The following is a 13748-nucleotide window of genomic DNA, read 5'->3' on the forward strand; positions in this document are numbered from 1 at the left end:
GCTTTCCGATAATTTCCAACTTGCGACATATAATGTCGAAATTTGCGGGAAATATGCGAAGTTAAGGGGGCAGGCATGACCGCGCTTGCTATCCCGACTCGCAAGGATGAGGCCTGGCGCTACAGCGATCTGGAAGCGGTGGCGACCATCTGGCCCGTGCCCGCACCGACGCGGATCGACGTGGCGGAGGGCGAAACGGCGCGCCATCATCTGTTGCAGGATGCAGGCGAAGGCGCGGCGGCGGTGCATGACTATGTCATCACCATCGCCGACGGGGCGCGGTGCGATTTCCATGTGCTCAATATCGGCGGCAAGCTGGGGCGCGTGACCTTCACCGTCACGATCGGCAGCAACGCCCATTTCGAACTGAATGGCGCGATCCTCGGCGGCGGCGACCAGACGCTGGAAATCATTACCAGCGTCACCCATGCCAGGCCGGATTCGACCAGCGGCCAGACGGTCCGTTCCATCCTGGGCCAGCGCGCGACGGGCAGCTATCTGGGCAGCATCAACGTCGCCCGCGATGCGCAGCGCACCGATGCGTTTCAGTCGATCAAGGCGATGCTGCTGGATCGGACCGCCACGGCCAATGCCAAGCCGGAACTGGAAATCTTCGCCGACGACGTGAAATGCGCCCATGGCGCGACCGTGGGCGAACTGGACAAGGCCGCGCTCTTCTACATGGCGTCGCGCGGCATGGATCCGGCGACGGCCAAGACGCTGCTGCTGCGCTCCTTCGTCGCGGGCGTGTTCGACGATGTGGCGGACGAAGCGGTCAAGGATGCGCTTGAAGCCGCTGCCATCGCCAAGCTGGAGGCGCTGGTATGACCGACCTCGCGCAGGGCCTGCGCTTGCGGGACGATTTCCCCGGTGTCGGCGACTGGCATTATCTGGACAGCGCCGCCACCGCGCAAAAGCCCAATGCCGTGATCGACGCGATCGCCCGCGCCTATGGCCCCGACTATGCCACCGTGCATCGCGGCGTCTATGAACGCTCGGCCAATATGACGCTTGCTTATGAGGCCGCTCGCCGCAAGGTCGCCGGCTTCATCGGCGCCGCGTCGGACAGCGAGATCGTCTATGTCCGCGGCGCGACCGAGGGCATCAATCTGGTCGCACAATGCTGGGCCGGCACGCAGTTGAAGGCCGGTGACCGCATCCTGCTGTCCACACTGGAGCATCACAGCAATATCGTCCCCTGGCAGATCGTCGCCGAAAAGGTCGGGGCCCAGATCGACGTGGTGCCGCTGACGCAGGACGGCCGGATCGATCTGGACGCGATGCGCGCGATGATCACGCCGCAGCACCGCATGGTCGCGCTCGCCCATGTGTCGAACGTGCTGGGCAGCGTGCTCGATTGCCGCCGCGCCGCCGACATCGCCCATATGGTCGGCGCGAAAATCCTGATCGACGGCTGTCAGGCGGTTCCCCGCCTCGCCGTCGATGTTCAGGCGCTCGACTGCGATTTCTACGTCTTTTCCGCGCACAAGCTTTACGGCCCGACCGGCATCGGCATATTGTGGGGGCGCAAGGAGTTGCTCGACGCCATGCCGCCTTATCAGGGTGGCGGGTCGATGATCGACAAGGTGACGTTCGAAAAGACGACCTACGCCCCCGCGCCGACCCGGTTCGAGGCTGGGACGCCGCATATCGTCGGCGTCGTCGGCCTGTCCGCCGCGATCGATTATGTGCAGGGCATCGGCCTGGACGTCATCCACGCCCATGAATGCGCCATGGTGGCCAAGGCTCGCGCCGCGATCGGCCAGATCAACAGCGTGCGCGTCTTTGGCCCCGAAGATTCGGCCGGCATCCTCTCTTTCGAGGTGGGGGGGGTGCATCCGCACGATGTCGGCACCATATTGGATGAAACGGGTGTCGCGATCCGCGCCGGCCATCATTGCGCCCAGCCGCTGATGCGGCATCTGGGCGTCGAGGCGACCGCACGGGCCAGTTTCGGCATCTACAGCGACGACAGCGATGTGGATGCGCTGGTCAAAGGCATAGAACGGGTAAGGAAAATCTTCGGATGATCGAGGAAAAGAAGATCATGGTGGAAGAAGTGGACGCGGTGGAAACCCCGCCCAAGGCGCGCGTCGAAGAGGCGGAGGCCGCGCCGCGCCAGCGCGACTATCTGGACGGCTTCCTGACGCAGGCGCCCAGCGCCGTGCCCGCGGGCGAACCGGGCGGCGATCTCTATGACGGCATCATCGATGCGCTGAAGGAGATTTTCGACCCGGAAATCCCGGTCAACATCTATGATCTGGGTCTTATCTACGGCGTCGACGTCACGGCGGATGGCCATGCGGTCGTCACCATGACGCTGACCACGCCGCATTGCCCGGTCGCCGAATCCATGCCCGGCGAAGTCGAACTGCGCGTCGGCGCAGTCCCCGGCGTCGGCAATGTCGAGGTGAATCTGGTCTGGGATCCGCCATGGGACCCCGGCAAGATGTCGGACGAAGCGAAGCTCGAACTGGGGATGCTCTGATGACCGTGGAAACCAAGACCCGCGCCCGCCCCGCCGCCGTCCTCCTGACGCCCAGCGCGGAGCAGCGCATCGCCGATCTGATGGCGCAGGCGCCCGACGGCACGATCGGCGTCAAGCTGTCGACCCCCAAGCGCGGCTGCTCGGGCCTCGCTTACTCGGTCGATTATGTCACCGAAGAAGCCAAGTTCGACGAGAAGATCGAAACCCCCGGCGGCGTCCTCTATATCGACGGCGCCTCGGTCCTCTATCTCATCGGATCGACCATGAACTGGGTCGAGGATGATTTCACCGCCGGCTTCGTCTTCGCCAACCCCAATGCCAAGGGTAGCTGCGGCTGCGGCGAGAGCTTCACGGTTTAATCGCTATCGGTGCTCCTGCGAAAGCAGGAGCCCAGTATGGAGGGCAGGCCGGTCGACTCTGGGCTCCTGCTTTCGCAGGAGCACGGAGGAACGGGATCATGCCCCACATGCTCATCCTCGGCATGGGCTATACCGCCTCCCGCCTTGCCTCCCGCCTGCGCGCGCAAGGATGGCGCATCACCGGCGTCCGCCGCAGCGCCGACGCCGAAACTCTCGCCTTCGATGACGACAGCGCCGTCCGCGCCGCCATCGCGCAGGCCAGCCACATCCTGTCCTCCGTTCCGCCCGAAGCGGAGGCCGATCCCGTCCTCACCCGCTACGCCGCCGCCATTGCGGCCGCGCCCGCCATCTGGACCGGCTATCTCTCCTCTACCGGCGTCTATGGCGATGCGGCAGGCGCGTGGGTGGATGAAAGCAGCGCCACCGGGTCCGGCCGCCGCGCCGCCCGGGCACAGGCCGATGCGGACTGGGGGGCGCTGCGCCCGGATATGCGCCGCTTTCGCCTGCCCGGCATCTACGGTCCGGGCCGCAGCGCGCTGGATCGCGTGCGGGCGGGGCGGGCGCATCGTATCGACCTGCCCGACCAGATATTCAGCCGCGCCCATGTGGATGACATCGTCGCCGGGGTCATCGCGTCGATCCACGCCGGGCCGCCCGGCATCTATAATCTGTCGGATGATCTGCCCTGCGCGCAGAATCGCCTGATCGAGGAAGCCTGTGCCATCCTGTGCCAGCCTGTCCCCCCGCTCCTGACGCTGGAAGAGGCGCAATTGTCGCCGATGGCGCGCAGCTTCTATGCCGAAAATCGCCGGGTCGCCAATGGCCGGGCCAGACGCTTGCTGGGCTGGTTGCCGCGCTATCCGACCTATCGCGAGGGGCTGCGCGCCTGCCTCTGATCATTTCGTTTCGTGGTTTACGCCTTGTTAACCGAGACGGTCGACAAGCGGGGCATCGCTTCATAAAGGGATGCCGCATGACCCATATCGACAGTCAGATCGACCGCAGCTTTGCCGCGCTCAGCCATCGGATGAACGATGTCGCCATGCCCGGCCGCGCGGCGGCTGCGCCCCAATCGATCGCCAGCCTGCTCGACAAGGTCAACGCCGCCAAGCTGCGCTATCAGCCCGGCGCGATGCGTTAACGCGCCTTCGATCGCAGGGCGATCGCCATGCCGGCAACCGCCAGCAGAGCGCCGACAATGGACAGCGCCGACCAGCGATAACCCTCCACCAGCGTAGAGATCAGCATCGCGATCACCGGGATCAGCACGCTGGTATAGGCGGCCCGCCCCGCGCCCATGCGCTGGATCAGGGTGAAATAGAGCGGGAAGGTCACGACCGATCCGGCCAGCCCAAGCCAGCCGACCCCCAATATATAGCCGATGCGCGGATCGAATGTCGGCGGCCCGACCGTCGCCCAGGCATAGAGCGCATCCACGCCCGCGCCGATCAGCATCGCCCAGGCCAGCACCGCCACCATCGGCAGCCGCCGGGCAATCTCCATCCCCTGCATCACATTGGCGGTGGACGCGCTCATCAGCCCTGCGAAGGAGAAGGCCGCGCCCAGCAGCACCATGTCCGGCCGCACGGTTGCACCATGATATTCATGCAGCAGCATCAGCAATATGCCCGCCACCGCCACCACCGATCCACCGATGAAGGCGCGACTGACGGGCTGACGAAAGATCAGGAAGGCCAGGATCGAATTGGGGATCAGCAGCATCGCATAGACGACCGCGACCAGCCCTGAAGTCAGATAATGTTCCGCCCGATAGACGAAGTTGAAATTCAGCACGAACTGCGCGACGCCCAGCAGCGCCGCATAGAGCAACCCGCTGCGCCCGATGTTGAGCGATATGCCGCGCCACCGCGCAAAGGCTGCCATGGCCACGCCGGCCAGCAGGAAGCGATAACAGACGGACCAGCTGGCGGGCACCGACCCGATCTGGTCGCGGATCACGATCCAGGTCGAACTCCAGATCAGCGTGACCAATATGAAGGGGATGGCGACACCGCCGCCCCGGCCTTCAGCCACCGGTCAGGGCTTTCAGCGCCTGCGCCAGCGGCGCGACACTTGCTGCATCCTGCGCCCAGTTGGTGACGAGCCGGGCAGCGCCTTCGCCCCAATCGTAAAAGTCGAAGCCCTGCGCGCGCAGCGCTGCCGCTTCCTCCGCGCTCAGCCGCACGAACAGTTCATTGGCCTGCACCGGATGCATCAGTCGCCCGGCCGCGCCGTCCGCCAGCGCCTGCGCCGCGCCATTGGCGGCGCGGGCATTGCGCAACCACAGATCGCCCTCGATCATCGCCAATATCTGAGCGGCCAGATAGCGGCCCTTGGAAAAGAGATGGCCCGACCGCTTGCGCCAGCGCTGGGCTTCGGCGGCGCGGGCATCGGCCGCCTCGCCGAAGAAGAGCAGCGCCTCGCCGACCATCCCGCCATTCTTGACGCAGCCGAAGGACAGCGCGTCCACGCCCGCGCGCCAAGTGACATCGGCGGGCGCGCAGCCCAGATGCGCCACCGCATTGGCGAAGCGCGCGCCGTCCATATGGAAGCCCAGACCATGCGCCTTCGCCACCTCGCCCAGCGCCGCCACCTCGGCCGGCGCATAGACCAGCCCATATTCGGTGGCGTTGGTGATGCTGATCGCGCGGGCCGGCGCCTGATGCACATCGGGGCGTATAATCTTCAGCCGCTCGGTCACGATTTCGGGCGTCAGCTTGGCGCCCTCGCCCGGCAGCGGCATCAGCGTCGCACCATGGGTGAAGAAGCCCGGCGCGCCGCATTCGTCGGCGATGATATGCGCTTCCTCATGGCACAATATGCCGCCATAGGGCGGGCACAGCGTCGCCAGCGCGATGCAGTTCGCCGCCGTGCCGGTGGACACCCACAAGGCCCGCACCGGCGTTTCGAACAGGTCGGAAAAGGCCCCGTCCAACCGCGCGCTCCATGCGTCGCCATCATAGCCATGGTCGGCATGATCGGCGGCGGCGATCGCGGCCATGACGTCAGGGCAGATCGGCGTGACATTGTCGGAGAAGAAATGCATCGCGCAGCGATAGCGGGGCCGCCGCAGCGCGGGAAGAGGCCAGCGCTGCCCGTCTGGCCCTTTTGCGGAAAAATGGGTCAGCATATATGACCAATTGTTTCGGGCCGCGCTCTGTGACATAGGCGGCCCCTTCCGAGCCATTACCAAGGAGACTCACCATGGCCGCCGAGCAGACGTCGCGCTTCACCGTCACCCGCAACAGCCAGGCTGTGACGGCAGACCAGCGCGCTGTATTGCTCGAAGATCCCGGTTTCGGCCGGCTCTTCACCGACCATATGGTGACCATATGCTATACCGAAGGGCAGGGCTGGCACAGCCACAAGGTGGAGCCGCGCGCGCCCTTCATGCTCGATCCGGCCTGCGCCGTGCTGCATTATGCGCAGGAAATCTTCGAAGGCATGAAGGCCTATCGGCTGGAAGATGGCAGCGTCGCCATGTTCCGCCCGGAAGAAAATGCCCGCCGCTTCGCCGAATCGGCCGAGCGCATGGCGATGCCGGCGATCCCGCAGGATCTGTTCCTGGAAGCGGTCGAGCAACTGGTGAAGATCGATGCCGACTGGATTCCGACCGGTGAAGGCAGCCTCTATCTGCGCCCCTTCCTGTTCGCCAGCGAAGCGTTTCTGGGCGTCCGCCCGTCGAACGAATATATCTTCTGCGTCATTGCCTCGCCCGCCGGCGCCTATTTCAAGGGCGGGAAGAAGGCCGTGACCCTGTGGGTGTCGGAACATTTCACCCGCGCCGCGCGCGGCGGCACCGGTGCGGCCAAGTGCGGCGGCAACTATGCCGCTTCGCTGGTCGCGCAGAAGGAAGCGATCAAGCATGGCTGCGATCAGGTCGTCTTTCTCGACGCCGCCGAAAATAAGTGGGTCGAGGAACTGGGCGGCATGAACGTCTTCTTCGTCATGGATGACGGATCGATCGTCACGCCGCCGCTGACCGGCACGATCCTGCCCGGCATCACCCGCAATTCGATCATCTCGCTGGCCCGCGCCAAGGGCCATGATGTGCGCGAGGAGCCCTACAGCTTCGCCCAGTGGCGCGCCGACGCCGCCAGCGGCAAGCTGCGCGAAGCCTTCGCCTGCGGCACCGCCGCAGTCGTCACGGCAATCGGCACGGTCAAGAGCACGGATGGCGACTTCACCATCGGCAATGGCGACGGCGGTCTGGTGACGGAAACGCTCCGCGCCGAACTGACCGGCATCCAGCGCGGCGTGGTCGCCGATCCCGCCGGCTGGGTCCGCACGCTGTAATCGAAGCGGTCAAACACCACCTCCGTTCGCCCTGAGCTTGTCGAAGGGCGCGCGCGGGCTTCGACAGGCCCTGCCCGAACGGAGGTGGTAGAAGCTCTTACTTCCCAATCCCTTCCCAAGCGCCTAGACACGCCTTCATGGAACGCTTCGATGTCGTGATTTTGGGTGGCGGGCTGGTTGGCCTTACCCTGGCTATCGCTCTTTCCGGCCATGGCGTGCGCTGCGCCGTGATCGATCCGGCCGATCCGGTCGCCACCACCGCCGCCGGTTTCGATGGCCGCGTGTCGGCCATCAGCTCGACCAGCTTCGCCATGATGAACGCGATTGGCGTCGGCAAGCATCTGGCGGGCAAGGGCTGCCCCATCGACCGCATCTGGGTCAGCGACGGGCTGGAGCCGGGCGCGCTCGATTTCGTGCCGGATGAGGATGACGGCGTGATGGGGACGATGGTCCCCAATCGCGACCTGCGCATCGCGCTGGCGCAGACGGCGGCAGAAGCAAAGAATCTCACCCTGTTCCAGCCCGACCGCGCGGTGCATGTGGACCGCAATGCCGATGGCGTGTCGCTGACGCTGGCGAGCGGCGCGACGATCGAAGCCGCGCTGCTGGTCGCGGCGGAAGGGCGCAACAGCCCCACGCGCGAAGCGGCGGGCATCAACACGACGCGCTGGCAATATAAGCATACCGCCATGGTGACGGCGATCGACCATGAAGTGCCGCACGCCAACACCGCCTATGAAATCTTCTATGTCGGCGGTCCCTTCGCGCTGCTGCCGATGCTGCCGGGCACTCGCTCCGCCGTCGTATGGACCGTGCCGACCGAGCAGGCGCCCGCGATGATGAAGCTGTCCGAACGCGCCTGGCTGGCCGAAGCGCAGAAGCGGATCGGCGGTTTCCTCGGCGAGATCAGTCTGGCCGGCCCGCGTTCCTCCTATCCGCTGGGCTTCCACCATGCCGCGCGCATCACCGACACGCGCCTCGCGCTGGTGGGGGACAGCGCCCACGCCATCCATCCGATCGCGGGGCAGGGGGTCAATCTGGGTTTCCGCGACGTCGCCGCGCTGGTGGAAGTGCTGGTGGAAGGCATGCGCCTCGGCCTCGATCCGGGCGATGCGCAACTGCTCGCCCGCTATCAGCGCTGGCGCGGCCTCGACACGATGATGACCAGCGTGGCGATGGATGGCCTCGTCCGTCTGTTCGACATACCGGGCAAGATCCCATCGCTGGTCCGTCGCGCGGGACTGGCAGCGGTGCAGCGCAGCGGCATGCTCAAGAACCGCTTCATGGCCGAAGCCCGCGGTCAGTCCGGCGCATTGCCAAGGCTGCTCACGGGCGAGATGGTGTAGTGCGGTAATACCCGCTGTTACCAATGCGCCTGGCTTGGTTCCCACGCCACCACATGCTTATCTCCTCCTCGCGGCAATGAAGCCGTGTATCAATGAAGGAGTACGCATGACATTTGCAGATGCGTGCATCGCCCTTGGGGTGATGATTGCCTTTGCGACCTTGGTCCTCAAGATCGTGGAGGTTTCGCGCTCCGAATAAGGTGTGCGACGGACAAGGGGCGGGCGGCAACTCGCCCCTTGGACGAGTGAACCCCCGCCACGGCAATGACGGGGGTTCTGGTATCAAGGGATGACCCATGACATTTGCATTTATCCGTATAAGATAAAATTGCTAAAAATTCAAGTCGGCGTCACAGCATCCGCCGCAGCACATCGTCCTTCAGCATGAAATGATGGCGCAGCGCAGCGCCCACATGCAGCAGGATCAGCGCGACCCACAGCCAGGGCAGCAATTCATGCGCGCCACGGGAGAGGCCGACGATCGCGTCCCCCTTCGCCACGCCAAATTTTGGCACGTCGAACAGGAAGAACCAGTTGAGCGGACGCGGCCCGGCCGACGACATGATCCATCCCGACAGCGGCAGGATCAGCATCAGCGCATAGAAAATGAAATGCGTCGCATGGGCGGCGCCCTTTTCCCACAGCGGCATCGCGGCGGGCAACGCCGGCGCGCGATGGGTCAGCCGCCAGATGATCCGCAACAGGGTCAGCACCAGCACGGTCAGGCCGATCGACTTGTGCACGGGCATGACGGCCCAGTCCTTGGGCAGCGCCTCATGCGCGAAGCCGAAGAAGAGATTGCCCACTATCAGGACGGCGATGATCCAGTGCAGGGCACGGGCAACGGAGGTATAACGGGCCATGGGCTGCTCCTTTTGGGATGTCGGCCAAAGCCATGACCATCCTACCCGATGCCCATGGCCTCACTCAGTTATGGACCGCCCGCTGGGACGGCCCGTCAACCCTGACGATTGGCGACCAGATTGTCCACCACTGACGGGTCGGCCAAAGTGCTGGTGTCGCCCAGCGCCTGCGCCGACACCTCGCCCTCGGCAATCTTGCGCAGGATGCGGCGCATGATCTTGCCCGACCGTGTCTTGGGCAGGCCCGGCGCGAACTGGATCGCGTCCGGCGTGGCGATCGGCCCGATTTCGGTCCGCACCCATTGCACCAAAGTCTTGCGCAGCGCGTCGTTCGCTTCCTCGCCGCTGTTCAGCGTGACATAGGCATAGATGCCCTGTCCCTTGATATCATGGGGGAAGCCGACCACCGCTGCCTCGGCGACGCTTTCATGCAGCACCAGCGCGCTTTCGACCTCGGCCGTGCCCATGCGATGGCCCGACACGTTGATGACGTCATCGACCCGGCCGGTGATCCAGTAATAGCCGTCCGCATCGCGCCGTGCGCCGTCGCCGGTGGTATATTTGCCGGGGAAAGTGCTGAAATAGGTCTGGAAGAAACGCTCATGATCGCCCCACACGGTGCGCATCTGTCCCGGCCAGCTTTGCGCGATGACCAGATTGCCCTCGGTCGCGCCCTCCAGAACCTTGCCCTCGCCATCCAGTATCTGCGGCACCACGCCGGGCATGGGGAAGGTCGCCGAACCCGGCTTCAGGTCGGTGGCGCCCGGCGTCGGCGCGATCATTGCGCCGCCCGTCTCGGTCTGCCACCAGGTGTCGATGATCGGACAACGATCTTCGCCCACGACATGGTGATACCAGCGCCAGGCTTCCGGGTTGATCGGTTCGCCCACCGTACCCAGCACCCGCAGCGACTTGCGGCTGGTGGAATGCACAAAGTCGTCGCCCTCCTTCATCAGCGCGCGCAGCGCCGTGGGGGCGGTGAAGATGGTCTGCACCTGATGCCGGTCGACCACCTGCCAGATGCGCGCCGGCGTCGGATAATTGGGCACGCCTTCATACATCAGCGTGGTCGCGCCATTGGCCAGCGGCCCATAGACGATATAGCTGTGCCCCGTGACCCAGCCGATATCGGCCGCGCACCAATAGATGTCGCCGGGCCGATAATCGAAGCACATCTCATGCGTCAGGCTGGCCCAGAGCAGATAGCCGCCCGTCGTATGCAGCACGCCCTTGGGCTTGCCGGTGGAACCGGACGTATAGAGGATGAACAGCGGATCTTCCGCCTGCATCGGCTCGGGCGGGCAGTCGGCGGACATGGTCGCGGCTTTCTCATGCAGCCACAGGTCGCGGCCATCCTGCATCCGGATCGCGCCGCCCGTGGCCTTGACCACGATGACCTTCCTGACGCTGGGGCATTCCTTCAGCGCGGCGTCGACATTGGCCTTCAGCGGCACGCTCTTGCCCGCGCGGCGGCCTTCGTCGGCGGTGATGACGATGTTGGAATCGCAATCGATGATGCGGCCCGCCAGCGCTTCGGGCGAAAAGCCGCCGAAGACGACGCTGTGGATCGCGCCGATCCGCGCGCAGGCGAGCAGGGCAAAGGCCGCTTCCGGGATCATCGGCAGATAGAGGGTGATGCGGTCGCCCTTCTTGGCGCCCGCTTCCTTCAGCACATTGGCAAAGCGGCACACTTCTTCATGCAGTTGCGCATAGCTGTAGCGGCGCGGCTCCGCATCGGGCGAATCGGGTTCCCACAGGATTGCCGTCTGGTCGGCCCGCTCCGCCAGATGCCGGTCGACGCAATTGGCGCTGACGTTCAATATGCCGTCGGCAAACCATTTCACGCCGAAATCGGCTTCGTGGAAGCTGCTTTCATTGGCTTTCGTCGGCGCGCTGATCCAGTCCAGCCGCTGCGCCTTCTCCAGCCAATAGGCATCGGCATCGTCGATGGAGCGCGCATAATCGGCCTCGCGCGCGGCCCGGTCCATCAATGCTCCCTTGGCCCAGCTTTCGGGCACCGGGAAGAAATCGTCAGACATCAAGCATCCTTTCCATCGCGAAACCATTATTGCGGTCACTTCTATCGCCTTGATAGCAGGATCGAAAGGCAGGACCATGCCCTTTGCCGCCATCCTTTTGGCCAATATTGCCATGCAGCATGATCATCGTCGGGGCATTTTGCCGCTTCCCCCAATGCGCGGGCGCGCCTAACAGGGATCGCCTATGTGGTTGCTTTACCAATTCCCGCTCTGCCCCTTTTCGCGCAAGGTCCGGCTTCTCCTTGGGGAGAAGGGGATCGGCTATGATCTGGTGCGCGAATCGCCCTGGGCGATGCGCGACGAATTTCTCGATCTCAATCCCGCCGGGCTGACCCCGGTGATGGCGGACGAGGAACGCGGCGTCACCCTGATCGACAGTCAGGCGATCTGCGAATATTTTGAGGAGACGGTGGAGAAAGTCCCGCTCGTCTCCGGCACGGCGGCAGGCCGGGCGGAAGTGCGACGGCTGACCGCCTTTTTCGACCAGAGCTTTTATGGCGATGTGGTCGGCCCGTTGCTGCACGAACGGATGAAGAAGCGGCTGATCGAACGGGCGCCGCCGGACGCGCGCGTGCTGCGCGAAGCGATGAAGCGCGCCAATGTCCATATGGACTATATGGATTATCTGCTCGACCATCGCAGCTGGATGGCGGGCGGGACGCTCAGCCTGGCCGATATCGCGGCGGCGGCGCATCTGTCGGTGGCGGATTATCTGGGCGGGATCGACTGGGCCGGGCATGAACCGGTCAAGCGCTGGTATGCCGGCTTCAAGTCGCGGCCATCCTTCCGCCCGCTCCTGTCGGAACGGATGGAAATCATCACCCCGCCGCCCCATTATGAAAAGCCCGATTTCTAGAGTATCGAGCGTTAAATTGGGATCACCAATCTCCGTTCGTCCTGAGCCTGTCGAAGGACGTTGCGCGCGTCCTTCGACAGGTTCGGGACGAACGGATCATATTAGGGCCGATCGACATTCAGATGATGACGGAGCGAAAATGGTGGATTTTCGCGACCCGGAGCGCAGCGTACTAAAAGTACGTGAGCACCGGAAGCGCGGAAAGCCGCCATTTGCAGCCCGTCAGGGCTGAATGTCGATTGGGCCTAGAAGCGCGCTGCGATAAACGTGCATGCGAAGGCCGTCAGTCGGTCTCCGCCGCCAGATAGACGCGATTGCGGCCATGTTCCTTGGCCAGATACAGCGCGCGGTCCGCCGCCTTGAGCGCGGCGCGCGGGTCTTCATAAGCCAGCACATTGGCGACGCCGGCGGAAAAGCTGACCCGGTCCATGCGCTCGCCATTGGTGCGGTTGACCAGGCTGCGATTGGCCAGATCCTCGCGCACACCGTCCACCGCTTCGCAGGTTTCGGCTGCGGTCTTGCCGCGGAACAGCATCACGAATTCCTCGCCGCCATGGCGTGCGACATGGCAGCGATCGTTGGAAATCTTGGCCAGCAGGCCCGCGACGAACTTCAGCACCCGATCGCCGGTGTCATGACCGTGGGTATCGTTGATATTCTTGAAATGGTCGATATCGCAGAAGGCGACCGACAGGGTTTCATGCTGTTCCTGCGCCAGCGTCAGTTCCTCACGCAGCACGCCTTCAAAGGCGCGGCGGTTGGGCAGGCCGGTCAGATGGTCATGCTCGGCCGCGCGGCGGGCCGTCTCCAGGCTCGATTTCAGCGCTTGCGTCTGCTTCTGATTTTCGCGCAGCTGGCTTTCCACCTGCCGCGTCTTTTCCACCATCGATCGGGTCAGGCCGACCAGTCGTGACAGCACCGGTTCGCTATCGCCACCGGCGGCCAGATCCTTGGCCTGCTCCTGAAGCGCGGCGCCATAATCCTTCGCCGAATTGCGCGATTCATGCATCAGTCCGGTGAACTGGCCCAGATTTTCCTCGACCTTGTCCAGCATCGACGCCAGCGATTCGGGCGTGATTTCATCGGCGCGCTGTTCGGCGGCGACCGATTCGATCCAGCTATTGGTGATCTTGCCTCGTTCCATCATGACCGCGCGGATCGCCTTTTCCACGCCGATATTGGCGCCGGTCAGATAATCGAGCGCGACGCTGAAATTGATCGGCGTCAGGTCCAGGTCATGAGCGAACAGGAAATCGCCGATATCCCCATAAAGCTGGCGACGGCGGTTGATTTCCCGATTGGAGGCGGTGCCGGTTCGCGGCCGCTGCTCTTCCTCCTCCTCCGACTCCTCGACCTTGCCGGAAAGCCCCCTGGCCCAGCGCGCCAGACGGTCGGTTAGCCCATGTTGCGGGCTAGCGGATGAAGATGTTGCCCCAGTCATGATGGCAATAACGGCTGCGGCCAAACAAGGTTAAGGGGGCGGCCACAAAGAATCATGGCG

15 protein-coding genes are annotated in these 13748 nt (G+C 64.4%); 9 read left to right on the plus strand and 6 right to left on the minus strand.

What is annotated here, in order from left to right; translation table 11 throughout:
• Nucleotides 1-75: 75 nt before the first annotated feature.
• The 6 genes from BMX92_RS13170 to BMX92_RS27355 all read left to right on the plus strand — a co-directional run bounded on the left by BMX92_RS13170 (nucleotide 76) and on the right by BMX92_RS27355 (nucleotide 3988).
• A complete protein-coding gene (locus BMX92_RS13170) occupies nucleotides 76-828 on the plus strand; it encodes a SufD family Fe-S cluster assembly protein (protein WP_093017160.1) in 753 nt (250 codons plus the stop codon).
• A complete protein-coding gene (locus tag BMX92_RS13175) occupies nucleotides 825-2030 on the plus strand; it encodes an aminotransferase class V-fold PLP-dependent enzyme (RefSeq protein WP_093017162.1) in 1206 nt (401 codons plus the stop codon). Before BMX92_RS13170 ends, BMX92_RS13175 begins: the two co-directional genes overlap by 4 nt.
• On the plus strand, nucleotides 2027-2488 hold the full coding sequence (locus BMX92_RS13180) for an SUF system Fe-S cluster assembly protein (RefSeq protein ID WP_093017164.1): 462 nt from the start codon (nucleotides 2027-2029) through the stop codon (nucleotides 2486-2488). The genes BMX92_RS13175 and BMX92_RS13180 overlap by 4 nt, the downstream gene beginning before the upstream one ends.
• The gene (locus BMX92_RS13185) at nucleotides 2488-2847 is read left to right on the plus strand and encodes a HesB/IscA family protein (RefSeq protein ID WP_093017166.1); all 360 of its coding nucleotides are present in this window, start codon (nucleotides 2488-2490) and stop codon (nucleotides 2845-2847) included. Before BMX92_RS13180 ends, BMX92_RS13185 begins: the two co-directional genes overlap by 1 nt.
• A 98-nt stretch (nucleotides 2848-2945) precedes the next feature.
• Nucleotides 2946-3743 (plus strand): NAD(P)-dependent oxidoreductase, encoded by a 798-nt coding sequence (locus tag BMX92_RS13190; protein ID WP_093017168.1) that lies wholly within the window; start codon nucleotides 2946-2948, stop codon nucleotides 3741-3743.
• A gap of 77 nt (nucleotides 3744-3820) precedes the next feature.
• The gene (locus BMX92_RS27355) at nucleotides 3821-3988 is read left to right on the plus strand and encodes a hypothetical protein (RefSeq protein WP_177185039.1); all 168 of its coding nucleotides are present in this window, start codon (nucleotides 3821-3823) and stop codon (nucleotides 3986-3988) included.
• Here the strand turns inward: BMX92_RS27355 and BMX92_RS13195 are convergent.
• Both BMX92_RS13195 and BMX92_RS13200 read right to left on the minus strand, forming a co-directional pair.
• On the minus strand, nucleotides 3985-4881 hold the full coding sequence (locus tag BMX92_RS13195; RefSeq protein WP_093017170.1) for a DMT family transporter: 897 nt from the start codon (nucleotides 4879-4881) through the stop codon (nucleotides 3985-3987). The two genes, BMX92_RS27355 and BMX92_RS13195, sit on opposite strands and share 4 nt — an antisense overlap.
• Nucleotides 4874-5893, minus strand: coding sequence for a threonine aldolase family protein (locus tag BMX92_RS13200; RefSeq protein ID WP_093017311.1), 1020 nt, complete (start codon nucleotides 5891-5893; stop codon nucleotides 4874-4876). The genes BMX92_RS13195 and BMX92_RS13200 overlap by 8 nt, the downstream gene beginning before the upstream one ends.
• A gap of 158 nt (nucleotides 5894-6051) precedes the next feature.
• On the opposite strand from BMX92_RS13200, the gene BMX92_RS13205 reads away from it, so the two are divergent.
• Together BMX92_RS13205 and BMX92_RS13210 are read left to right on the plus strand one after the other, a co-directional pair.
• Nucleotides 6052-7143, plus strand: coding sequence for a branched-chain amino acid aminotransferase (locus BMX92_RS13205; RefSeq protein ID WP_093017172.1), 1092 nt, complete (start codon nucleotides 6052-6054; stop codon nucleotides 7141-7143).
• Between the two features lie 137 nt (nucleotides 7144-7280).
• Nucleotides 7281-8489, plus strand: a complete 1209-nt coding sequence (locus BMX92_RS13210) for a UbiH/UbiF/VisC/COQ6 family ubiquinone biosynthesis hydroxylase (protein ID WP_093017174.1) — start codon at nucleotides 7281-7283, stop codon at nucleotides 8487-8489.
• Nucleotides 8490-8839: 350 nt separating this feature from the next.
• Here the strand turns inward: BMX92_RS13210 and BMX92_RS13215 are convergent, their stop codons facing one another.
• The 3 genes from BMX92_RS13215 to BMX92_RS28030 form a co-directional block, all read right to left on the minus strand.
• Complete coding sequence (locus tag BMX92_RS13215) at nucleotides 8840-9352, minus strand: cytochrome b (RefSeq protein ID WP_093017176.1); 513 nt, start codon at nucleotides 9350-9352, stop codon at nucleotides 8840-8842.
• A 95-nt stretch (nucleotides 9353-9447) separates the two neighbouring features.
• Nucleotides 9448-11391, minus strand: coding sequence for an acetate--CoA ligase (gene acs / locus BMX92_RS13220; protein WP_093017178.1), 1944 nt, complete (start codon nucleotides 11389-11391; stop codon nucleotides 9448-9450).
• Entirely contained in the window at nucleotides 11384-11518 is a 135-nt protein-coding gene (locus tag BMX92_RS28030; RefSeq protein ID WP_256213420.1) for a hypothetical protein, read from the minus strand. The genes acs and BMX92_RS28030 overlap by 8 nt, the downstream gene beginning before the upstream one ends.
• Before the next feature lie 57 nt (nucleotides 11519-11575).
• On the opposite strand from BMX92_RS28030, the gene BMX92_RS13225 reads away from it, so the two are divergent.
• A complete protein-coding gene (locus tag BMX92_RS13225) occupies nucleotides 11576-12247 on the plus strand; it encodes a glutathione S-transferase family protein (RefSeq protein ID WP_093017180.1) in 672 nt (223 codons plus the stop codon).
• Between the two features lie 283 nt (nucleotides 12248-12530).
• Here the strand turns inward: BMX92_RS13225 and BMX92_RS13230 are convergent, their stop codons facing one another.
• Entirely contained in the window at nucleotides 12531-13688 is a 1158-nt protein-coding gene (locus tag BMX92_RS13230) for a GGDEF domain-containing protein (RefSeq protein WP_093017182.1), read from the minus strand.
• Nucleotides 13689-13748: the final 60 nt, after the last annotated feature.

Source organism: Sphingobium sp. YR768 (assembly GCF_900111125.1).
Classification (GTDB): domain Bacteria; phylum Pseudomonadota; class Alphaproteobacteria; order Sphingomonadales; family Sphingomonadaceae; genus Sphingobium.